Annotated in this window: 16 protein-coding genes; 6 read left to right on the top strand and 10 right to left on the bottom strand. The window is 71.8% G+C overall.

The annotated features are described in order from the left end of the window. Positions 1-39: 39 nt before the first annotated feature. The 3 genes from AQI94_RS10615 to AQI94_RS10625 all read right to left on the bottom strand — a co-directional run bounded on the left by AQI94_RS10615 (position 40) and on the right by AQI94_RS10625 (position 6,956). Positions 40-1,812, bottom strand: a complete 1,773-nt coding sequence (locus tag AQI94_RS10615; protein ID WP_031053040.1) for a protein kinase domain-containing protein — start codon at positions 1,810-1,812, stop codon at positions 40-42. A gap of 152 nt (positions 1,813-1,964) precedes the next feature. Further along, complete coding sequence (locus AQI94_RS10620; protein ID WP_063801627.1) at positions 1,965-4,571, bottom strand: protein kinase; 2,607 nt, start codon at positions 4,569-4,571, stop codon at positions 1,965-1,967. A gap of 174 nt (positions 4,572-4,745) precedes the next feature. Next, on the bottom strand, positions 4,746-6,956 hold the full coding sequence (locus tag AQI94_RS10625) for a serine/threonine-protein kinase (protein ID WP_031059373.1): 2,211 nt from the start codon (positions 6,954-6,956) through the stop codon (positions 4,746-4,748). Positions 6,957-7,214: 258 nt separating this feature from the next. On the opposite strand from AQI94_RS10625, the gene AQI94_RS10630 reads away from it, so the two are divergent. Further along, positions 7,215-8,258: a serine hydrolase domain-containing protein gene (locus AQI94_RS10630; RefSeq protein ID WP_031059374.1), complete on the top strand. Its 1,044-nt coding sequence runs from the start codon at positions 7,215-7,217 to the stop codon at positions 8,256-8,258. A 75-nt stretch (positions 8,259-8,333) separates the two neighbouring features. On the opposite strand, the gene AQI94_RS10635 is transcribed toward AQI94_RS10630, so the two are convergent. Further along, a complete protein-coding gene (locus AQI94_RS10635) occupies positions 8,334-10,040 on the bottom strand; it encodes a glycerol-3-phosphate dehydrogenase/oxidase (RefSeq protein ID WP_031059376.1) in 1,707 nt (568 codons plus the stop codon). A gap of 310 nt (positions 10,041-10,350) precedes the next feature. Here AQI94_RS10635 and AQI94_RS10640 point away from each other — a divergent pair, with 310 nt between their 5' ends. After that, on the top strand, positions 10,351-11,556 hold the full coding sequence (locus AQI94_RS10640) for a nucleotide sugar dehydrogenase (protein WP_031059378.1): 1,206 nt from the start codon (positions 10,351-10,353) through the stop codon (positions 11,554-11,556). 112 nt (positions 11,557-11,668) lie between these two features. Here AQI94_RS10640 and AQI94_RS10645 read toward each other — a convergent pair whose 3' ends face one another. The 4 genes from AQI94_RS10645 to AQI94_RS10660 all read right to left on the bottom strand — a co-directional run bounded on the left by AQI94_RS10645 (position 11,669) and on the right by AQI94_RS10660 (position 16,067). Next, entirely contained in the window at positions 11,669-12,793 is a 1,125-nt protein-coding gene (locus tag AQI94_RS10645; protein WP_031059379.1) for a GuaB3 family IMP dehydrogenase-related protein, read from the bottom strand. 118 nt (positions 12,794-12,911) lie between these two features. After that, positions 12,912-14,414 carry an IMP dehydrogenase gene (guaB, locus tag AQI94_RS10650; RefSeq protein ID WP_020118591.1) on the bottom strand — a complete coding sequence of 501 codons (1,503 nt, stop codon included), beginning with the start codon at positions 14,412-14,414 and terminating at the stop codon, positions 12,912-12,914. A gap of 168 nt (positions 14,415-14,582) precedes the next feature. Then, on the bottom strand, positions 14,583-15,170 hold the full coding sequence (locus AQI94_RS10655; protein WP_007384137.1) for a sigma-70 family RNA polymerase sigma factor: 588 nt from the start codon (positions 15,168-15,170) through the stop codon (positions 14,583-14,585). A gap of 285 nt (positions 15,171-15,455) precedes the next feature. Beyond that, the gene (locus AQI94_RS10660) at positions 15,456-16,067 is read right to left on the bottom strand and encodes a response regulator transcription factor (protein ID WP_003948568.1); all 612 of its coding nucleotides are present in this window, start codon (positions 16,065-16,067) and stop codon (positions 15,456-15,458) included. A gap of 381 nt (positions 16,068-16,448) precedes the next feature. Here AQI94_RS10660 and AQI94_RS10665 point away from each other — a divergent pair, with 381 nt between their 5' ends. Then, on the top strand, positions 16,449-16,775 hold the full coding sequence (locus AQI94_RS10665; RefSeq protein ID WP_007384136.1) for a WhiB family transcriptional regulator: 327 nt from the start codon (positions 16,449-16,451) through the stop codon (positions 16,773-16,775). Between the two features lie 82 nt (positions 16,776-16,857). On the opposite strand, the gene AQI94_RS10670 is transcribed toward AQI94_RS10665, so the two are convergent. Beyond that, positions 16,858-17,754 carry a LysR family transcriptional regulator gene (locus AQI94_RS10670; RefSeq protein WP_031059381.1) on the bottom strand — a complete coding sequence of 299 codons (897 nt, stop codon included), beginning with the start codon at positions 17,752-17,754 and terminating at the stop codon, positions 16,858-16,860. Positions 17,755-17,834: 80 nt separating this feature from the next. On the opposite strand from AQI94_RS10670, the gene AQI94_RS10675 reads away from it, so the two are divergent. The 3 genes from AQI94_RS10675 to AQI94_RS10685 all read left to right on the top strand — a co-directional run bounded on the left by AQI94_RS10675 (position 17,835) and on the right by AQI94_RS10685 (position 20,081). Continuing rightward, entirely contained in the window at positions 17,835-18,503 is a 669-nt protein-coding gene (locus AQI94_RS10675) for an MOSC domain-containing protein (RefSeq protein WP_031059383.1), read from the top strand. A 50-nt stretch (positions 18,504-18,553) separates the two neighbouring features. Further along, entirely contained in the window at positions 18,554-19,327 is a 774-nt protein-coding gene (locus tag AQI94_RS10680) for an SDR family NAD(P)-dependent oxidoreductase (protein ID WP_031059385.1), read from the top strand. 64 nt (positions 19,328-19,391) lie between these two features. Further along, positions 19,392-20,081, top strand: a complete 690-nt coding sequence (locus AQI94_RS10685; RefSeq protein WP_031059387.1) for an ester cyclase — start codon at positions 19,392-19,394, stop codon at positions 20,079-20,081. 66 nt (positions 20,082-20,147) lie between these two features. On the opposite strand, the gene groL is transcribed toward AQI94_RS10685, so the two are convergent. Continuing rightward, positions 20,148-21,773: a chaperonin GroEL gene (gene groL, locus AQI94_RS10690; RefSeq protein ID WP_031059389.1), complete on the bottom strand. Its 1,626-nt coding sequence runs from the start codon at positions 21,771-21,773 to the stop codon at positions 20,148-20,150. Positions 21,774-21,887 lie beyond the last annotated feature (114 nt).

Raw genomic sequence — 21,887 nt, forward strand, 5'->3', positions numbered from 1 at the left:
CGGACGCACGCCCTCCGGGGCGGTGACCGGCCAACTCCGTCAGCTGTGCGTCTCGCTCCAGCCCTGGAGCACCGCCGTGAACTGCTTGCTGGTGGTCGGCCAGCTCTCCGCCGGCGCCGACATGTAGATCGCGTACTCGGCGCCGTCCCGGGACATGTACGTCTCCTCCACGGCCCGGCGCGGCCCGGGGAAGGCGATGTCCTTGGCCAGCGCGGTCCAGGTGTACTCCCACCGGGCGCCCGGCCGGTCCCGGTAGGTGTTCCTGACCATGCCGACGCGGTGGTAGTCCTTGAGGTCCTGGATCTGCTCCTCCAGGCTGTGCTGGTGTTCGAGCGGATCGAAGAAGTCCGGCGAGGTGTCGACGGCGATCCGGATGAAGTGCTTGCCCTCGTCGGGCGAGTAGTCGATCTGGGTCAGCCCGTTGGCGGGGGTGCCGAACACCGAGCGGTCCCAGCCCTTGGGCAGGTAGACGCTGAAGCCCACGGGGTCGTTGTACCGCTTCCAGCCGTCCGGAACCCCACCCTTGGCCGGGCTCGGCGTAGGACTGGGCGTGGGGCTCGACGAGGCCGAGGTGCCGCCGGTGTCCCGCCCCTCGTCCCACTTCTGCAGTGCGACCGCGGTCCCGGCGCTGACGACCGCGGCGAGCGCGACCACGAGCGCGACGGAACGCAGCCTGCGGCGCCTGGGCGGGGCGGCCTGGGGCATGCCGGCGTGATGCGGGGGGCCGATGACCGTGGGGGCGGGCCCCTGGCCGTACGGGGTGCCCGAGTGGTACGTCGGGCCCGAGCCCCCGGAGTACGAGGGCCCGGTGGCCGAGGGATACGACGGCCCGGTGGCCGAGGGGTAGGACGCTCCCGAGGCTGAGGGGTACGACGAACCGCTGACCGGTGTGCCCGTGGTCTGCGTGCCGTACCCACTGTGGGAACCGCTGTGCGCGCCCGGCTCATGGCGGGAACCCACATGTTGCGTCGGCACATAGGCCTGTGCCGCGCTCGGGCGCCGTCCCTCCGCCGCCTCGGCGAGCATCTGCTCGGCCTCGGCCGCGCCGGGCCGCACGGCGGGGTCCTTGCGCAGCAGGGCGCCGATGACGGGCCCGAGCGGACCGGCGTTGCGCGGCTCGGCGGGTTCCTCGTCGACGACGGCCTGCATCGTTGTCAGCGGGGTCGTACGGCGGAACGGCGAGTGTCCCTCGACCGCCGTGTACAGCGTGGCGCCGAGCGCCCACAGGTCCGCGGACGGGCCGGGGTCGGCGCCGCGGACCCGCTCGGGGGCGAGGTAGTCGACCGAGCCGACCACCTCTCCGGTGCGGGTGATGGTGGTGTCGCCCTCGATCTGGGCGATCCCGAAGTCGGTGAGCAGGACCCGGCCGTCGCGCGCGAGGAGGACGTTGCCGGGTTTCACATCCCTGTGCAGGACCCCGGCGGTGTGCGCGGCGCGCAGGGCCCGCAGCACCCACATCCCGATCCGGGCCGCCTCGCGCGCCTCGATGCGGCCGTCCTCCTTGACGGCGTCGGCCAGCGAACGGCCCTCGACCAGCTCCATCACGATCCAGGGCCGGCCGTCATGGTCGAGCACGTCGTGCACGGTGACGACGGCCGAGTGGTTGATCCGGGCGGCCGCGCGGGCCTCGGCGCGGGTACGGGCGAGCAGGACGGCCTGGTCGCTCTCGGAGACGTAGAGCGCGGCGGTCAACTCCTTGATCGCCACGGCCCGGTGCAGCACCTCGTCGTGGGCGCGCCAGACCCGGCCCATGCCGCCCTTGCCTATCGGGTCGGCGAGCCGGTAGCGCCCCGCGAGGAGCAGGCCCTGCATCTGATTCACGTTGCCCCGCAATGCTCTTGACGCAGTCAGACTAAGGACCGGCCCGCGCCGAGGGGAACCAGGGGGGCGCCAAGGAGACCTCACTGTGACGGTTGTCGCTTCCGCGAAGTGGGAGTGAACCCGCACCGCCCGTACGGCGTCCGTCAGCCGGTCACCTGGTACGTGGCCGACGCCTGTTCGTACAGCCGGGTCACCTCGTCCCGCTCCGCCTCGGGCCCGCGCACCTGCACGATGTGGTAATTCCCGCCGATCAGGATCGCCACATTGCGCACATACAGCTCGCGCCCGTCGTCGGCGGTCCAGGTGAACTGCCCCTCGGCCATGCTCCTGGTGCCCACCTGGATCGACTTCAGCCCGGTGGCGGTGGCCCAGCTGGAGTCGCGGTACGGCTGGAGCTCGGGCTCCTTCTCCCGCTGGTAGGCCATCGGGTCCTCGCCGTTCGCGGCCGCGGTGTCCCGCCCGGGGACGACGATCAGCTCGAAGCCGCCCCGCGAGTAGACCACCTGTCCACGGCCGTTCCTCGGCGTGCGGTCCCAACCGCTCGCCACCGCGACCTTGAAGCCCTCGGGGTCCGTGCGCAGGGTGAAGCCGTCGGCGACCTCGGGCCCGGCGGTCTGGGTCTCCGCGGCAGCGCTGGACCGCGAGGGCTCGGGGGTGGTCGGCTCGGGCCGGGGCTCGCCGCCTGCCTCAGGAGACTGCGCCGTACCGGCCTGGCTGGTGGCACCCGTGTCCTTGGCGGCGCCCTTGTCCTCGGGGTCCGACTTCGGCATGAAGTACATGGCGTACGCGATCGCCGCGGCCATCACCAGCAGGACGAGCAGCAGCAGATTGCGGCCGAGCCGGCGCGGCGAGGGGGCGGCCTCCTCCCGGGCCCGCTTGTGCCGCCCGTGCGTCGCGGGCAGCCCGGCGCGCCGCCTGCGCACCAACTCGCCCCGGCGCCGCACGATCGGCAGCCGGCTCGCGTCCACGGGCGGTGCGGCGACGACATGGGCACCGGCCTCCGGCTCGGGCGCGGACCGCACCAGCGACCGCAGCCAGCCGCGCAGTTCCTCGAAGTCCAGCCGCTCGGTCGGGTCCTGGCGCAGCAGCGACTCCACCACCGGCCGGAGCGGCCCGCACTCCTCGGCGAAGGCGGGCGGCTCGGCGCACACCAGCTGCACCAGCTCGGCCGTCGACTCCTCGGGATAGGGCGCGTGCCCCTGGACGGCACGGAACAGCAGCGCCCCGAGAGCCCACAGATCCGTCGCGGGCCCGATGGGCGCGGCGAGCTGCCAGTTCTCGTGCACAGGTCCGGCCTGCTCCGGCGCCCATCGCTCGGTGACGGGCCCCACCACGGCCATCCGGGCCTGCCGCGCCCGCTCGGCGGCGAGCGCGGTGGCGGGGCCGCGGCGGGCGGGGGCACCGGCGGCGGGGAGGTCCTCCCAGCGGGTGGGCGCCGGCGCCTGCTCCACGGCAGGCACGGCGTCGCCGACGGGTGGCTCACCCACGGGCACCGCACCCGCACCGCGCGGCACGGCACCGTGCCAGGGCGCGGGCCGCACTCCGTAGGGGTCGACGGTCCGCCCCGGAGCCCCGGCACCGGGCACCTGCTCGACTCCGTCCAGGGCCGGATACGACGGCTGCGCAAGTCCGTTGGCCGCCGCGGGGTACGGCGACTGCGGCATGCCGTTCGGCTGTACGGCGGGGTCGGCGCCCCGTGTCCGTGCGCCGGGACCGGGCTCCGGTGCTGGGCGGGCTCCGGGCAGGGCCGCCCTGCCGTTCTGTGCCTCCTGGACCCGGGCCGCGGCCCGGGCGCCCGCGCGATAGGCGGCGATCGCCCCGGCCCGCGCCGCCCGGACGTCCGTACCGCCGTCGGGCTCCCTGCGGACGAGTTCGGCCGACGCCCCGGTCCCGTTCGTCGTCTCCACACCGGCGCTGGGCAGCCCGCGGGCCTCCCGCGCCTCGATCGCGGCCCGCCGGGCGGCCTCGGGATCGCCTCCGCCGAAGGAGACCGCACCGCCCGGTCCGCGGTCCGGGCCCGTCGGCTGTCCGGGCACCGGGAGTCCTGCGGGAGCCCCACGGCCGTCGGTCGCACCGCCCGCTCCGTCGTCGGCGCCGGGCTCCCCGCCTCCGGTGCCCCAGTCGCCCGCCTCGGCCGGCACCGGGTCATAGCCGCACAGCGCCTCCTCGGCGGCGCCGACCGCGAGGCCGGTCAGCATGACCCGGCCGTCGTCGCAGACGAGCACCGTGCGGGCGGTGATGTTGCGGTGCACCCAGCCGTGCGCGTGCAGCACCCGCAGCGCCATGAGCACGTCGGAGGCGACCTCGGCCGCCCGGTACGGCGTCAACGGCTTCTCGGTGAGCAGCGCCGACAGCGGCCGCGCGGCCACCCACTCGCTGACGATCCACAGCGAACCGCCCTCGGCGAACACGTCGAAGACCTGGTCGAGGCGCGGATGGTCGGGAATCCGGGCGGCGGCCTGCGCGGCCTCGACGGCCCGCCGCACGGCGGGCTCGGTGGGCCGGCGTGCACCGCGCCGCCCCGGGGTCCGCCGCGGGCCGTGCGGGTCCCGGGCGGTGAACCCGTCGGGCAGCCCCTCCGCGTCGAGCACCTCGGCCTCGACGACCTCGGGCAACGGAACCTGCCTGACCAGGACTTCCTGCCCGCTGTAGGTGTCGAAGGCGCGCGCCTCGGTGAGTTCGTACTCGTCGGACGGGGGCAGCGGCAGGCGGTAGCGGTCGGCGAGCACCCGACCCGCATAGTCGTCCACGTTGCCTCCCCCGGCCGCCCGGTTGGTCAATTCCGTTCGCCTCGCGGCCCGTTCCTCATCCGAACCTGGATGCGGACGGTCCACGAACATTCACGATACGTGCCGGAGGCAACCCGCAAAGAGGGGATTCCAGATCTCAGGGTCCAAACACATGACCGTTTACCGCACGGCGCTTCACGACTTCGGTTCGAAGGTGCGGGCGAGTGTCTGCCATGTGTCCTTGCGCAGCTCAGTGCCCCAGTTCGCGGCTTTCGCGGTGTACATCAAGGCATATCCGAGATGGTCGTTGACGACGAATCCACGGTCGATGGTCCGGTACTTCGTCCCTCCGTCCGCGTAGGTGAACTCCCAGTCGGCCGTGTTCCAGCTCCGGTAGTCCACCTTCTCTATGCGGATCTTGGTGTACTGCGAGCGGCGCATGCCCCGCTCCTGGTTCTCCCAGTCCGCCACCGGGTCGCCCTTGGGCGTGCTGGTCCAGGCGACGAGCAGCTTCTGCCCGTCGGGCCCGGTGAACCGGTCGCCCGCGGAACTGCTGGTCCGGAACTTCCACCCCGCGGGCAGCCCGATCGAGTAGCCCTGGCTCCCCTGGTACGTCGAGGCCACCGCACCCTCGCCGGCGGAGCCCCCCGAACCGGCGGACCCCTCCGAACTCCGGCCGCTCTCCTCCGTGCTCGGCGTGTTCGAGGACCCGGTGCCCGCCTCCGAGGAAGCGGGCCCGCCGGTGGACCCGTCGGTCCGGGTGCCCCCGCTCTCGTCCTCCTTGGTGCTGGCGCTCGTGCTCGCCGTCACCTTGGTGCCGCCGCCCTTGGCCCCGTCGCTGCCGTCGTCCCCGCCGAGCGTGAGGGCCAGCACGGTGCCTATGACCGCGAGCGCCACGACCACCGCGATGATCACCAGCGTCCGTCGCGGCACCACGTCGGTGAGCGGCGCCCGGGGCACCGGCCTCGGCGCCATGTCCGGCGGCGGCGTCATCACGGGCCATCCCGAACTCCGCCCGTCCGACACCGCGTCGGTCTGGCGCGTCTTCCCGTCCCGGACCCCGGCGGCCCCACCGGAGGCCGAGGTCGTGGCCGACGTCGAAGTCGCTGCCGAGGCCGCGCCCGACGAGGCCGGCACACTCGCCGCGCCCTTCGCCGGGGACGCGGAAGACGCCGGGGACGCCGGGGACGCCGGAGAGGTCGATGCAGGCCGGGTTGCCGAAGCCGCCGAGGAGGCCGACGCCGCAGGAGCCGCCCCCGAAGCCTGGGCGGGCACCTTCCCGCCGCCCGAACCCGCAGTGCCCGAACCCGTCGAGCCCGAACCCACCGCACCCGAACCCGTCGGGCCAGAATCCCCCGTACCCGAATCCGCCGTACCGCTGCCGGACTTGGCGCGGGACGCGGCCGCGGACGTCGCCGCCGCACCGGCGGCCTTGCGCATGGAACGCAGCGCCCCGCGCAGCCGCTCCCCGCCCGCACGCTCCTGCGGCTGCGCCGGCAACGGCACCACCCGGGTCGCGTCCGCCTCGGGCTCCGGCTCGGCCGGCTTCGGCTCGGGCGCGTGGATCACCGCGGTGAGCATGGCCCGCGCGCGGCTGTCGTCGAGGCGCTGGGCGGGGTCCTTGGTGAGCAGGCCGTAGATGACGTCCCTGAGCGGACCCGCGTTCTTCGGCTCCTCCAGCGGCTCGGTCATCACCGCCGTCAGGGTCGCGATCGCGGACCCCTTGTCGTACGGCGGGGCGCCCTCGACCGCCGCGTACAGCAGCCCGCCGAGCGACCACATGTCGGCCGCGGGTCCCGGCTTGTGCCCCCGCGCCCGCTCCGGGGAGATGTAGGAGGGCGCGCCGACGAGCATGCCGGTGGAGGTGATCGACGGATCGCCCTCGACCTGGGCGATGCCGAAGTCGGTGAGCACGACCCGGCCGTCCTCGGAGATCAGCACGTTGGACGGCTTCACGTCCCGGTGCAGGATGCCCTCGCGGTGGGCGGACCTGAGCACGTCGAGGATCGCGAGGCCCACCTCCGCCGCGCGTTTGGGCTCCAGCAGCCCGTCCTCCCGGATGACCTCGGCGAGCGACTTGCCCTCGACGAGCTCCATCACGATCCACGGCCGGTCGTCCTCGTCGACCACGTCGTACACGGTCACCGCGCTGGTGTTGCGGATCCGCGCGATCGCCTTGGCCTCACGCAGGGTGCGCGTGATCAGCCGGCGCTTCTCGTCCTCGTCGATGCTGGACGGGAACCGGAGTTCCTTGACGGCCACCGTCCTGCCCAGGGTCTCGTCCTCGGCGCGCCACACCGTGCCCATGCCTCCGCGGCCGAGCACTCCTCCCAGCCGGTACCGCCCGGCGAGGAGACGCTCGCTCTCGTCCTGCCGGGATGCTCCCGCCCGCTCCGCGTCCGACATGCGTCCCCTCATGAACCCGCCCTGACAGAGCCTCCATTGTCCCTCACCCGACAAGTGCCCGATGCCCCGGGTGCCCCTGACTCCGCCCCACCCTCGGCGCGGCCCCGGGGATGTCGGCACACAGGTCCCGTCGCCCCACTGCCCCCTCCACGCACAGTTCCCAACCGCTTACAGCTCCCTCACCTCCCCTCGGGCGCCGGGGTGACGATCCCGCTCCCCCGACCCTGCATGATGGCCTGCGACAAGGGAGGATCCGCGATGTCGCCATTTCGGGCACTGCTGGCCGTCGCGGTCTCCCTGGTGCTGCTCGCCCTGGCCCCGGCCGCCTCCCCGGCCCCCGCGGCACGAACCCCGGACGCGGTGCTGCCCCTGCTGGTGGCGCGCGGCGGCGCTCCCGCCGCGGCACTGCTGGCCGAGGAGCGGAGCGGGACCCGTTACGCCGAGGCGGGGCCGGGGATCGCCCGCGCCGACCACTTCCGCGCCGGCAGCGTCACCAAGACCTTCATCGCGACGGTCGTCCTCCAACTGGCCGCGGAACACCGGCTGAAGCTGTCCGACACGGTGGAGCAGCACCTGCCCGGCCTGGTGCGCGGAGCGGGCAACGACGGCCGCGCGCTGACCCTGCGCGCCCTGCTCACCCACACCAGCGGCCTGAACGACTTCACCGCCGACACCCGGGGCCTGGTCCCCCTCACCGCGGTCCAAGCCGTCCGTATCGCCCTCACCCACCCCCCGGCCGACCGCGGCCGCTATCTCTACTCGAACACCAACTACGTCCTGCTCGGCCTGGTGATCCAGCAGGTCACCGGCGACTCCTACGCCGGCGAGGCCGAGCGGCGGATCATCGCCCCGCTGCGCCTGACGGGCACCTCCTTTCCCGGTTCACGGACCTCTCTGCCCTCCCCGCACGGCCGTGCCTACACCGCCGACGGGTCCGACATCACCGCGCTCGACCCGCGGGTGGCCGGAGCCGCGGGCGAGCTGGTGAGCACCCTCGCCGACCTGAACCGCTTCTACGCGGCGCTGCTCGGCGGCCGGCTGCTGTCCCCGTACTGGCTGCACGAGATGACGGACACCCGCACCGCACACGGCCTGTACGGCATGGGGCTGTACCCGGTGAAGCTGCCGTGCGGCACGACGGTGTGGGGGCACAACGGCCGCATCACCGGCAGCTACGTGCGCACCGCAGCCACGGTGGGCGGCCGTCGCGTCCTCACCTTCCGCGTGAACACGACGTCGCTCGCGGAACCCGACCTCGAACCGGCCCTGCTCGCCGCCGAGTTCTGCCCCCGCACCTCGTAGAACGACCGGGTTCCGAACGAAGATCCCAGCTCGCGACACTCGTTCGAGTGATGTCGGCCGGCCCCGCTCCCGGGGCTACAACGGCGCGATGTCCGGCGCCCCCAACCGCGCCGCGTCCGCGGTCAGGTCGTCCGGCTGCCGCTGCGACTCCCGCTCCGCCTCCACCCGCTTCTCGTAGTGCTCGACCTCGCGCTCGATCTGGTCCTTGTCCCAGCCCAGCACCGGCGCCATCAGCTCGGCGGCCTCGCGGGCGGAGCGCACGCCCCGGTCGAAGGTCTCGATGGAGATCCGGGTGCGCCGGGTCAGCACGTCGTCCAGATGCCGCGCGCCCTCGTGCGAGGCCGCGTAGACGATCTCGGCACGCAGATAGTCGTCGGCGGCCTGCAGCGGCTCGCCCAGCGTGGCGTCCGAGGCGATGAGGTCGAGGACCTCCTCCGCCAGGCTGCCGTACCGATTCAGCAGATGCTCGACCCGGGCGACATGCAGCCCGGTGCGGGCCGCGATGCGCGCCCGCGCGTTCCACAGCGCCCGGTAGCCCTCGGCGCCCAGCAGCGGCACGTCCTCCGTGACGCATTCGGCGACCCGGGTGTCGAGGCCGTGCACCGCCTCGTCGACGGCGTCCTTGGCCATCACCCGGTAGGTCGTGTACTTGCCGCCCGCCACCACGACGAGCCCCGGCACCGGATGCGCCACGGTGTGCTCGCGCGAGAGCTTGCTGGTGGCGTCCGACTCACCGGCGAGCAGGGGCCTGAGCCCGGCGTACACGCCCTGGACGTCGTCCCTGGTCAGCGGCACCGCGAGCACCGAGTTCACATGCTCGAGCAGGTAGTCGATGTCCGCGCTGGAGGCGGCCGGGTGGGCCTTGTCGAGGTCCCAGTCGGTGTCGGTGGTGCCGATGATCCAGTGCCGGCCCCAGGGGATGACGAACAGCACGGACTTCTCGGTGCGCAGGATCAGCCCGGTCGAGGAGTGGATGCGGTCCTTGGGCACGACGAGGTGGATGCCCTTGGAGGCGCGGACATGGAACTGTCCCCGCTCGCCGACCATCGCCTGGGTGTCGTCGGTCCACACCCCGGTCGCGTTGACCACCTGCTTGGCGCGGATCTCGTACTCCCCGCCCGCCTCGACGTCCTGCACCCGGGCCCCGACCACCCGCTCGCCCTCCCGCAGGAACGCGCTCACCCGCGCCCTGTTGGCCGTCTTGGCGCCGTAGGCGGTCGCCGTGCGCACGAGGGTCGCCACGAAGCGGGCGTCGTCCATCTGGGCGTCGTAGTACTGCAGCGCGCCGACCAGGGCGTCCTTCCTCAAGGCGGGCGCGACACGCAGGGCGTGACGGTGACTCAGGTGCCGGTGCCGGGGCAGTCCCCGGCCGTGCCCGCGGGCCATCGACATCGCGTCGTAGAGCGCGACGCCCGAACCGGCGTACCACCGCTCCCAGCCCTTGTGCTGCAAGGGGTACAGGAAGGGCACGGGCTTCACGAGGTGCGGGGCGAGCCGCTCCAGCAGCAGGCCGCGCTCCTTCAACGCCTCCCGCACGAGGGCGAAGTCGAGCATCTCCAGATAGCGCAGTCCGCCGTGGATCAGCTTGCTGGAACGGCTGGAGGTGCCCGAGGCCCAGTCACGCGCCTCGACCAGCCCCACGGACAGGCCCCGGGTGACCGCGTCGAGCGCGGTGCCCGCACCGACCACGCCGGCTCCCACCACCAGGATGTCCAGTTCCCGCTCGGCCATCGCCGCGAGTGACTCGGCGCGCTGCGCCGGCCCCAGTGTCGCTGTCCTCACCACTGCTGCCTCCAGCTGTCGGTCGCACCGGTCACCGTCGCGGGCCGGATGCTCCTTGAGGAGTGGCCCGCTCCGTATCCCCATGCCCAATCCTGACCGGCTTGCCCGACTTCAGCCACCAGTCACCCTCAGCCTGTGGATAACTTTCACGGCTGCGCAGGCCAAAGCTCACAAGCCCACAGAAAGACACACGGAATCAATCCCGTATATCGGTCATATTTACTCCTAGTCTGACATTGCGCTCGCTCGTCCAGTCCACAGGGCTTGCGCACCTGTCCCGCTTCGGTTACTGGGAAGGACGGCCCACGCCATGCCCGCAGATCTCGCCGTGATCGGACTCGGTCCCTACGGACTGCCCCTGGCCCAGGCCGCTGTCGCCGCCGGCATCTCCACCCTCGGCTACCGCACCGGCCCCGAGGCCGGCTCCCTCAGCCCCGCCGAACTGCGCCGGATGCTCTCGGGGGGCTTCCGGACGGCCGCGGGCCCCGCCGAACTCGGCCGCGTGCGGACGGCGGTCATCTGCGCCCCGACCCCGGCGGGCCCGGACGGCGGCCTGGACCTGAGCCAGGTGGAGGCGGCGGCCCGCACACTGAGCACCCACCTGCGGCCGCACACCACCGTCATCCTGGAGTCGCCCGTCCCGCCCGGCACCACCGAGGAGTTCCTGCGCCCGCTCCTCGAAGAGGGCTCGGGCCTGCGCGCGGGCCGCGACTTCCACCTCGCCTGCTCGCCCACCCGCGTCGACCCCGGCAACCGCGACTTCACACCCGAGAACACCCCCAAGGTGATCGGCGGCCTGACGCCCGCGTGCACGGAGTCGGCCGCCGCCTTCTACTCGCGTCTGACCGACAAGGTGGTACGCGCGCGTGGTCCGCGCGAGGCGGAGACGGTCCAGCTCCTGGAGACCAACTACCGCCACGTCAACATCGCTCTCGTCAACGAGATGGCCGTCCTCTGCCACGACCTCGGCGTCGACCTCTGGGACGTCATCCGCTGCGCGGAGACCAAGCCGTTCGGCTTCCAGGCGTTCCGCCCCGGTCCGGGCGTCGGCGGCCACGCGGTCCCCGGCGACCTCAGCAGAGCCGGCCGCTCCCTGCGCATGGTCGAACTCGCCCGGCAGGTCAACGACCAGATGCCGCGTTACGTCGTCCAGCGCGCCGCGGCCCTCCTCAACGAGCACGGCAAGTCCGCCCGCGGCGCCCGCATCCTCCTGCTGGGCGTCACCTACAAGCCCGACCTCGCCGACCAGCAGGCCACCCCCGCCCAGGAGGTCGCCGTACGCCTGATGGAGCTCGGCGCCTCGGTCAGCTACCACGACCCCCACATCCCGTCCTGGAGCGTCCTGGACCGCCCGGTCCCCCGCGCGGACTCCCTCTACGAGGCGGCCGCCGACGCGGACCTGACGATCCTGCTCCAGCAGCACCGGACGTACGACCTCCAGGGCCTGTCGGTGAAGGCCCAGCTGCTGCTGGACACGCGGGGGGCCACGCCCACGGGGGCGGCGCACCGGTTGTAGGGAGGGGCACGTGGGTGCGGGGAGCACGATCCACGTCCTGCGGCACGTCACCGTCCACAGAAAGGGCCGGCCACCCCACCCGGGGTGACCGGCCCTTCCGTCGTCGTCAGCCCTACCGCTTGTGCTGCGAGTCCGCCACCGTCACCTCGACGCGCTGGAACTCCTTCAGCTCGCTGTACCCGGTCGTGGCCATCGCCCGCCGCAGCGCGCCGAAGAAGTTCATCGAGCCGTCCGGGATGTGCGACGGACCGGCCAGGACCTCCTCGATGGTGCCGACCGTGCCGAGGTCGACCTTCTTGCCGCGCGGCAGCTCCTCGTTGACGGCCTCCATGCCCCAGTGGTGGCCGCGGCCCGGCGCGTCCGTGGCGCGGGCCAGCGGGGAGCCCATCATCACGGCGTCCGCTCCGCAGGCGATCGCCTTGGGGAGGTCGCCGGACCAGCCGACACCGCCGTCGGCGATCACGTGCACGTACCGGCCGCCGGACTCGTCCATGTAGTCACGCCGGGCCGCGGCCACGTCGGCCACCGCGGTCGCCATCGGGACCTGGATGCCCAGCACGTTCCTCGTCGTGTGCGCCGCGCCGCCGCCGAAGCCGACCAGGACGCCCGCCGCGCCGGTGCGCATCAGGTGCAGGGCCGCGGTGTACGTGGCACAGCCGCCGACGATCACCGGGACGTCGAGCTCGTAGATGAACTGCTTCAGGTTCAGCGGCTCGTGCGAGCCGGAGACGTGCTCCGCCGAGACCGTCGTACCGCGGATGACGAAGATGTCGACGCCCGCGTCCACGACGGCCTTGGAGAACTGCGCCGTGCGCTGCGGGGAGAGCGCGGCCGCCGTGACCACGCCCGAGTCGCGCACCTCCTTGATGCGCTGCCCGATCAGCTCCTCCTTGATGGGGGCGGAGTAGATCTCCTGGAGGCGGCGGGTCGCCGCGTCCACGTCCAGCGCGGCGATCTCGTCGAGCAGCGGCTGCGGGTCCTCGTACCGCGTCCACAGACCTTCGAGGTTCAGCACGCCCAGGCCGCCGAGCTCGCCGATGCGGATCGCGGTGGCCGGGGAGACGACCGAGTCCATGGGGGCGGCCAGGAACGGCAGCTCGAAGCGGTAGGCGTCGATCTGCCAGGCGATCGAGACCTCCTTCGGGTCGCGCGTACGACGGCTGGGGACGACGGCGATGTCGTCGAAGGCGTACGCCCGGCGGCCGCGCTTGCCGCGCCCGATCTCGATCTCAGTCACGATGTGTGGCCTTTCCCTGATGCGTTGCAGCGCCTTCCAGTATCCCCGACGGGTACGACAAGGGCGGCCCCGGATGCTCCGGGACCGCCCTCACACGCGCGTGGGTCTCAGCGAAGGCTCACTTGCGGCTGTAGTTCGGCGCCTCGACCGTCATCTGGATGTCGTGCGGGTGCGACTCCTTCAGACCCGCCGAGGTGATCCGCACGAAGCGGCCCTTGGACTCCATCTCGTCGATGGTGGCCGCGCCCACGTAGCCCATGGTCTGGCGCAGACCGCCGACGAGCTGGTGCAGGACGCTGGAGAGCGGGCCGCGGTAGGGCACCTGGCCCTCGATGCCCTCGGGGACGAGCTTGTCGTCGGAGCCGACCTCGGCCTGGAAGTAGCGGTCCTTCGAGTACGACTTCGCCTGGCCGCGCGACTGCATGGCACCCAGCGAACCCATGCCGCGGTACGACTTGAACTGCTTGCCGTTGATGAACTGCAGCTCGCCGGGCGACTCCTCGCAGCCCGCGAGCAGTGAGCCCAGCATCACGGTGTCGGCGCCGGCGGCGAGCGCCTTGCCGATGTCGCCGGAGTACTGCAGGCCGCCGTCGCCGATCAGCGGGATGCCGGCCGGGCGGGCGGCGAGAGAGGCCTCGTAGATCGCGGTGACCTGCGGGACGCCGATGCCGGCGACCACGCGCGTGGTGCAGATGGAGCCCGGTCCGACACCGACCTTGATGCCGTCGACACCGGCGTCGATGAGCGCCTGGGCGCCGTCGCGGGTGGCGACGTTGCCGCCGATCACGTCGACGTCGACGCTCGACTTGATCTTCGCCATCCAGCTGAGGGCGTTGCTGTTGTGGCCGTGCGAGGTGTCGACGACCAGGAAGTCCACGCCGGCCGCGGCGAGGGCCTGGGCGCGCTCCAGCGCCTCGGGGCTGGCGCCGACGGCCGCGCCGACGAGCAGGCGGCCCTCGGCGTCCTTGGCGGCGTTGGGGTACTTCTCCGCCTTGACGAAGTCCTTGACCGTGATGAGGCCCTTGAGGACACCCGCGTCGTCGACCAGCGGCAGCTTCTCGATCTTGTGCTTGCGCAGCAGGTCCATGGCCTCGACACCGGAGATGCCGACCTTGCCGGTGACCAGCGGCATCGGCGTCATGACCTCGCGCACCTGACGGCTGCGGTCCGACTCGAAGGCCATGTCACGGTTGGTGACGATGCCGAGGAGCTTGCCGGCCGGGTCGGTGACCGGGACACCGCTGATGCGGAACTTGGCGCACAGCGCGTCGGCCTCCGCGAGGGTGGCCTCCGGGTGCACGGTGATCGGGTCGGTGACCATGCCGGACTCGGACCGCTTCACCAGGTCGACCTGGTTGACCTGGTCCTCGACGGAGAGGTTGCGGTGCAGCACGCCGACGCCGCCGAGGCGGGCCATGGCGATGGCCATGCGAGACTCGGTCACCTTGTCCATGGCGGCCGAGAGCAGCGGGATGTTGACCCGGACGTTGCGGGAGATGCGGGACGAGGTGTCGACCGCGTTGGGGAGCACCTCGGACGCTCCCGGCAGCAGCAGCACGTCGTCGTAGGTGAGCCCGAGCGTCGCGAATTTGTCGGGCACTCCGTCGACGTTTGCAGTCATGACACCTTCCCCAAATGGCCTTGATCGGTGCGGATGTCCATGCTAACGGGAAGCAGGGGTGGCGAATTCCACGGATTCCACGGTTCGGACCCGCTCCGGGCTTCGTATGTTCGTACGGAAGCGGCGCGCCGCCCGTTCAGGAGCGCGCCCTGCCGCCAGGAGCGCGGCCTACTGCTCGGCCAGCGCTCGCAGCCTGCTCAGCGCCCGGTGCTGCGCCACACGGACCGCACCGGGTGACATTCCCAACATCTGACCCGTCTCCTCCGCCGTCAACCCCACGGCGATGCGCAGCAGGAGCAGCTCGCGCTGGTTCTCGGGGAGGTTGGCCAGCAGTTTCTTGGCCCATTCGGCGTCGCTGCTGAGCAGCGCCCGCTCCTCGGGGCCGAGCGAGTCGTCCGGCCGCTCGGGCATCTCGTCCGAGGGGACGGCCGTGGAGCCGGGGTGGCGCATCGCGGCCCGCTGCAGGTCGGCGACCTTGTGCGCGGCGATGGCGAAGACGAACGCCTCGAAGGGGCGCCCGGTGTCGCGGTAGCGCGGCAGGGCGAGGAGGACGGCTACGCAGACCTCCTGCGCGAGGTCCTCCACGAAGTGCCGGGCATCGCCCGGGAGACGGGACAGCCGGGTGCGGCAGTAGCGCAGGGCCAGCGGGTGGACATGGGCGAGCAGGTCGTGCGTGGCCTGCTCGTCCCCTTCCACGGCACTGTGGACGAGCGCACCGATCGCCCCATGGGGATGAGCCGCCTCGTCGTCACGCATCGGTCCATGGTGCCCTGGCGTCGTTGGATCCGTGGCATCGCGCTGGTTGTTGTGCACCGAAGCGTTATGAGCAGGTGCGCCGGAACTCATACCCTGCGCCCTCCCCTTCCGCTCGACCGACTCGTCCCCGAGAGACTCCACATCTCAAGGATGCGGCATCCGCCACGAAACAGGCAGCGGGGCATCGCGGGGGCCGCTCGACCGCGCCCCCTCAGGGGCGCGGAGAACTGCGCGACCAGCCACGAACAACACGCAGCCTTACTACGACCGCACGCGACGGAATGCTCAGCGGACCAGGCCCCAGCGGAAGCCGAGCGCGACCGCGTGCGCCCGGTCCGAGGCCCCGAGCTTCTTGAACAGCCGCCGCGCGTGCGTCTTCACGGTGTCCTCGGACAGGAACAGCTCGCGTCCGATCTCCGCGTTGGACCGCCCGTGGCTCATCCCTTCGAGCACCTGGATCTCACGCGCGGTGAGCGTCGGCGCCGCGCCCATCTCCGCCGACCGCAGCCGGCGCGGGGCGAGCCGCCAGGTCGGGTCGGCGAGCGCCTGCGTCACCGTGGCCCGCAACTCCGCGCGCGAGGCGTCCTTGTGCAGGTAGCCGCGCGCACCGGCGGCGACCGCGAGAGCGACCCCGTCGAGGTCCTCCGCGACCGTGAGCATGATGATCCGCGCACCCGGGTCCGCGGACAGCAGCCGCCGCACGGTCTCGACGCCGCCCAGACCGGGCATGCGTACGTCCATCAGAATCAGGTCCGAACGGTCCGCACCCCAGCGGCGGAGGACTTCCTCGCCGTTGGCCGCGGTCGTCACGCGCTCGACGCCGGGCACGGTCGCGACCGCGCGGCGCAGCGCCTCTCGGGCAAGCGGGGAGTCGTCGCAGACGAGGACGGATGTCATGGCCGCCCTCCGCAGCTGATGCACGTCACCTTGAGCCTCCAGGCTGGTACGAAATCGTCACCTGTGCGGTCGACCGTCTCGGACGCCTGTCCGAGCACTTGTTCCTTCAACCGCCTCCGCACTCTCAACGACGGTCACCCGAAAGAGTTACGGGGCTGCGCACTGTCTTCGGCACTCTACGTGAGGGCGCGGACACGGTGGAGACATGCGCGGCGGACCCACAAGCTTTCATCACAACCCATGCCCCATTCAGACCCTTTTCTTCCCATTTCCTGGTGTCTGAGGCTAGATTCGCAATGAGTCATATTTTCATCTCCTTAGATCGTAGAAGTACGGTCGTGGACACCGTATCCGCCCAGAACGGCTACAAGGGGTCACGCAATGGCAGATTTCTCCCGCCTTCCCGGACCGAACGCGGACCTGTGGGACTGGCAGCTCCTGGCCGCCTGTCGCGGGGTGGACAGCTCGCTCTTCTTCCATCCGGAGGGCGAGCGCGGTGCGGCCCGGAGTGCTCGCGAGAACTCGGCCAAGGAGGTCTGCATGAGATGCCCGGTGCGCGCGCAGTGCGCGGCGCACGCGCTCGCGGTGAGAGAGCCGTACGGCGTGTGGGGCGGGCTGACCGAGGACGAGCGCGAGGAGCTCATGGGGCGGGCCCGGCACCGGCTGGTGTCGGCGTCATCCGTCGGGAGCGGCGCATCGAACAACTGAAGGAACGTTTCTCCATGAAGGGCACGCGCGCGTGCCCTTCTCTGTGCGTCCCGCGGGGCCTGTGCGGCCCGTCCGGCGCCGCCTATCGGTCGGCCGCGCGCGCCAGCTGCTCCAGCGTCGCCGCCACCGCGGGCACCTGTGCCAGATCGGGCAGGGTGAGCGCGACGATCTCCCGCCGGACCGCCGGCTCCAGCGTCACTGTGCGTGCACCCCTCGGCCGTACGGACTCGACGGCGAGCTGGGGCAGGACGGCGACGCCGAGGCCGGCGCCCACCAGGCCGACGACCGCCGGGTAGTCGTCGGTCGCGAAGTCGATGCGGGGCGTGAAGCCGGCGCTCTCGCACACCTCGACCAACTGGCCGCGGCAGCGCGGGCAGCCGGCGATCCACGACTCCCGGGCGAGCTCCCCGATGGCCACGGACCCCGCGCGCGCGAGCCGGTGCCGCTCCGGTACGAGGGCGACGAGCCGGTCGGTCAGCAGGGGCCGTACGACGAGGTCGTCCCACTCGTCGCCGCCGGCGGCCCCCTCGTAACGGAAGGCGAGGGCGATGTCGCAGTCGCCCTCCCTCAGCAGCCCGACGGACTGCGGGGGTTCGGCCTCCTCCAGGAAGACCCGGGTGCCGGGGTGGGCGGCGCGCAGCGCGGCGAGGGCGGTGGGCACGAGGGTGGAGCTGCCGCTGGGGAAGGACACGAGCCGGACGCGCCCGGCCCGCAATCCGGCGATGGCGGCGACCTCCTCCTCCGCCGCCGTGAGCCCCGCCAGGATGCCGGCGGCGTGCCGCACCAGCGCCTGCCCTGCCTCGGTCAGGCGCATCTCGCGTCCGCTGCGGATGAGCAACGGCGTGCCCACCGACGTCTCCAGGGCCTTCATCTGCTGGCTGACGGCGGGCTGGGTGCAGCCCAGTTCGCGGCCCGCGGCGGAGAAGGAGCCGGTGGCGGCGACGGCGCGCAGGACACGGAGATGTCGGGCCTCGATCACCTTTCGAGAATAAGCCCTGCTTTGACGCGATGCCGAATAATGCGTGGCACCTTTGGGTTCCCGTCCCCTACCGTGCCGCTATGAAGCTGCTGTCGGTGAATCTGGGCCGCGAGAAGGCCGTTCCGTACACGGACAATCCGGAGGGCGTCACCGGGATCGACAAGCGGCCGGCCGACGGGCCGGTGCGGGTGGCCGCGCCCGGCCCCAAGGGCATCGGCGGGAGCGCGCTCGCCGGGGACGCGGTGTGCAAGCGGCAGCACCACGGCGGCGACGACCAGGCCGTGTACGCGATGGCGCGCGAGGACCTGGACACGTGGGAGGGCGAGCTGGGCCGCGCGCTGGCCAACGGCGCCTTCGGCGAGAACCTCACCACCGAGGGCATCGACGTCTCCGGCGCGCGCATCGGCGAGCGCTGGCGGATCGGGCCCGAGGTGGTGCTGGAGGTCACCAGCGCGCGGATCCCGTGCGGCACCTTCCAGGGCCACATGGGCGAGCCGCGCTGGGTGAAGCGGTTCACGCAGAAGGGCGCGCCGGGCGCGTACCTGCGGGTGATCCACCCGGGCGAGATCCGTACCGGGGACCCGGTCGAGATCGTGCACCGGCCGGACCACGAGGTGACGGTCGCCCTCGCGTTCCGGGCCATGACCACCGAACGCCCGCTGCAGCCACGGCTGTTGGCGGCGGGCGAGGCACTCCATCCGGAGCTGCGGAAGTCGGCTCTCGAGTACAAGGAGAAGTACGGCGCCTGACGGGCCCCGGCCAGGCGGACGCTGTCGGTGCCGGTCATTAACCTTGCGCCATGACAACGGCATTGATTACGGGATCGACCGCGGGCATCGGTGCCGCGTTCGCACGACGGCTGGCGGCTGACGGGCACAACCTGGTGCTGGTGGCCCGCGACACCAAGCGGCTCCAGGACCAGGCGACCGAGCTCCACGACCGCCACGGCATCGAGGCCGAGGTCCTCACCGCCGACCTCGCCACGGACCCCGGCATCGAGGCGGTCGCCGCCCGTCTGGCCGACCGCAGGTCCCCCGTCGACCTGCTCGTCAACAACGCCGGCTTCGGCAACAAGGGCCGCTATCTCGACGTCTCCATGGCCGACGAGCTGACGATGCTCAAGGTGCACTGCGAGGCGGTGCTGCGTCTGACGTCGGCGGCGTCGGAGGCGATGCGGGAGCGGGGACGCGGGGGCGTGGTGAACGTCGCGTCGGTGGCCGCGTTCGTGCCGCGCGGGACGTACGGCGCCTCGAAGGCGTGGGTCGTGCAGTTCACCCAGGGCGCGGCGCGGGACCTGGCGGGCAGCGGGGTCCGGCTGATGGCCCTGTGCCCGGGGTTCGTGCGGACCGAGTTCCACCAGCGGGCCGGCATGGGCACGGACAACATCCCCGGCTGGATGTGGCTCGACGCGGACAAGCTGGTCGCCGCGGCCCTCACCGACCTGGCCCGCGGCAAGACCCTGTCGATCCCGGACCCGCGGTACAAGGCCCTCATGGGGTTGGTGAAGGTGGCGCCCAGGGGTCTGCTGGGCGGGGTCACGTCGAGGACGGGGCGCAAGTACGGGCCGCAGTAGGGCCCCAAAAGGCGGACAATGGTGCTGTTCGAACCGGACCCAGGGGGGCCGGAGGTGATCGCGTATGACGTTCGTGCAGCTCATCGACTGCAGGACCAGCCGTTTCGACGAGATGGACCGGCTGATGGACACGTGGGTCGAGCAGACCAAGGGGAAGCGGACCGCGACGCACGCGGTGGTCGGCAAGGACCGGTCCGACACGTCGCACTTCGTCGAGATCGTCGAGTTCCCGTCGTACGAGGAGGCGATGCGGAATTCGGGACTGCCGGAGACCGAACGGATCTTCCAGGGGATGCTGGCGCTGTGCGACGAGATGCCGACCTTCACGGATCTGGACGTGGTGCGGGACGAGCAGCTCAATCCGGCGACGTCACGGCAGTTCTTCGAGCGGGCCGGGCGGGCCGGGACGGACGCCGTGTTCGAAGGGTTCTCCGACGACTACCTGGAACATGACCCGGCCAACTCCGGCGAAGTGGACCTGGAGGGTTCGCGCCAGGTGTACGCCGGGTGGCGGCAGGCCTTCGACCTCGCCTTCCGGGTCGAGGACCAGATCGCCCAGGACGACCGGGTGTGCACCCGATGGACCTTGGCCGGCCGGCACAAGGGCGATTTCCTCGGGATCCCGGCCACCGGCCAGGACGTCACCATGAGCGGCATGACCTGGCACCGGTTCCGGGACGGGTTGATCTGCGAGGGCTGGTGGCAGTACGACCGGGCCGGGCTGATGGAACAGCTGGGGGCGTTCGGGGAGTGACCCGCGAAGGGGAAGGGCCCCGCTCCGGCACGCGAGTGCGGAACGGGGCCCTTTGCGAGCCTGGGCTCAGTGGGAGTGGCCGTGGCCGTGACCACCGGCGGCCGGCTCCTCCTCTTCCTTCTTCTCGACGACCAGGGTCTCGGTCGTGAGCAGGAGGGAGGCGATGGAGGCGGCGTTCTCCAGGGCGGAGCGGGTGACCTTGACCGGGTCGATGACGCCGGCCTTGACCAGGTCGCCGTACTCGCCGGTCGCGGCGTTGAAGCCCTGGCCCTTGTCGAGCTCGGCGACCTTGGAGGTGATGACGTAACCCTCCAGGCCCGCGTTCTCGGCGATCCAGCGCAGCGGCTCGACGACGGCCTTGCGGACGACGGCGACACCGGTGGCCTCGTCGCCGGTCTTGCCGAGGCCGCCCTCGAGCACCTTGGCGGCGTGGACCAGAGCGGAGCCACCACCGGAGACGATGCCCTCCTCGACCGCGGCGCGGGTCGCGGAGATGGCGTCCTCCAGACGGTGCTTCTTCTCCTTCAGCTCCACCTCGGTGGCGGCACCGACCTTGATCACGCACACGCCGCCGGCCAGCTTCGCGAGGCGCTCCTGGAGCTTCTCGCGGTCCCAGTCGGAGTCGGTGTTCTCGATCTCGGCCTTGATCTGGGCCACGCGGCCCTGGACGGCGGAGGAGTCACCGGCGCCGTCGACGATCGTGGTGTCGTCCTTGGTGACCGTGACGCGGCGGGCGGAGCCCAGCACCTCGAGGCCGACCTGGTCGAGCTTGAGGCCGACCTCCTCGGAGATGACCTCGGCGCCGGTCAGCGTCGCCATGTCCTGCAGCATCGCCTTGCGACGGTCGCCGAAGCCGGGGGCCTTGACGGCGACCGCGTTGAAGGTGCCGCGGATCTTGTTGACGACCAGGGTCGACAGGGCCTCGCCCTCGACGTCCTCGGCGATGATCAGCAGCGGCTTGGAGGCACCCGCCTGGATGACCTTCTCGAGGAGCGGCAGCAGGTCCTGGATCGAGGAGATCTTGCCCTGGTTGATCAGGATGTACGGGTCGTCGAGGACGGCCTCCATACGCTCCTGGTCGGAGACCATGTACGGGGACAGGTAGCCCTTGTCGAAGGCCATGCCCTCGGTGAAGTCCAGCTCCAGACCGAAGGTGTTGGACTCCTCGACGGTGATGACACCGTCCTTGCCGACCTTGTCCATCGCCTCGGCGATGAGCTCGCCGACCTGGCTGTCCTGGGCGGACAGACCGGCGACGGCGGCGATGTCGGACTTCTCGTCGATCGGGCGGGCGGTCGCGAGGAGCTCCTCGGACACGGCCTTGACCGCGGCGTCGATGCCCTTCTTCAGGGCGGCCGGGGAGGCACCCGCGGCGACGTTCTTCAGGCCCTCGCGCACGAGCGCCTGGGCGAGCACGGTGGCGGTGGTGGTGCCGTCACCCGCGATGTCGTTGGTCTTGGTCGCCACCTCCTTCACCAGCTGGGCACCGAGGTTCTCGTACGGGTCCTCGATCTCGACCTCGCGGGCGATCGTGACACCGTCGTTGGTGATGGTGGGAGCGCCGAACTTCTTGTCGATGACGACGTTGCGGCCCTTGGGGCCGATCGTCACCTTGACCGTGTCGGCAAGCTTGTTGACGCCGCGCTCAAGGGCGCGACGGGCGTCCTCGTCGAACTTCAGGATCTTCGCCATGGGAGCGGTTCAGCCCTCTCGGAAAAATTGGGTGAAACGAACTGCGCCCCAGACGCCCGGCTTCATAAGGTGGCGGGGGCCCGGGGCGCAGCTCACAAGCAGAATGTGCTTGAG

The sequence above is a fragment of the Streptomyces pseudovenezuelae genome (assembly GCF_001513955.1).
GTDB lineage: Bacteria > Actinomycetota > Actinomycetes > Streptomycetales > Streptomycetaceae > Streptomyces > Streptomyces pseudovenezuelae.

Excerpts from the sequence above, each read along its gene's own strand:
- AQI94_RS10615 (WP_031053040.1), bottom strand. The coding sequence starts at position 1,812 with ATGCAGGGCCTGCTCCTCGCGGGGCGCTACCGGCTCGCCGACCCGATA.
- AQI94_RS10625 (WP_031059373.1), bottom strand. The coding sequence starts at position 6,956 with ATGTCGGACGCGGAGCGGGCGGGAGCATCCCGGCAGGACGAGAGCGAG.
- AQI94_RS10630 (WP_031059374.1), top strand. The coding sequence starts at position 7,215 with ATGTCGCCATTTCGGGCACTGCTGGCCGTCGCGGTCTCCCTGGTGCTG.
- AQI94_RS10640 (WP_031059378.1), top strand. The coding sequence starts at position 10,351 with ATGCCCGCAGATCTCGCCGTGATCGGACTCGGTCCCTACGGACTGCCC.
- guaB (WP_020118591.1), bottom strand. The coding sequence starts at position 14,414 with ATGACTGCAAACGTCGACGGAGTGCCCGACAAATTCGCGACGCTCGGG.
- AQI94_RS10655 (WP_007384137.1), bottom strand. The coding sequence starts at position 15,170 with ATGCGTGACGACGAGGCGGCTCATCCCCATGGGGCGATCGGTGCGCTC.
- AQI94_RS10660 (WP_003948568.1), bottom strand. The coding sequence starts at position 16,067 with ATGACATCCGTCCTCGTCTGCGACGACTCCCCGCTTGCCCGAGAGGCG.
- AQI94_RS10665 (WP_007384136.1), top strand. The coding sequence starts at position 16,449 with ATGGCAGATTTCTCCCGCCTTCCCGGACCGAACGCGGACCTGTGGGAC.
- AQI94_RS10675 (WP_031059383.1), top strand. The coding sequence starts at position 17,835 with ATGAAGCTGCTGTCGGTGAATCTGGGCCGCGAGAAGGCCGTTCCGTAC.
- AQI94_RS10680 (WP_031059385.1), top strand. The coding sequence starts at position 18,554 with ATGACAACGGCATTGATTACGGGATCGACCGCGGGCATCGGTGCCGCG.
- AQI94_RS10685 (WP_031059387.1), top strand. The coding sequence starts at position 19,392 with ATGACGTTCGTGCAGCTCATCGACTGCAGGACCAGCCGTTTCGACGAG.
- groL (WP_031059389.1), bottom strand. The coding sequence starts at position 21,773 with ATGGCGAAGATCCTGAAGTTCGACGAGGACGCCCGTCGCGCCCTTGAG.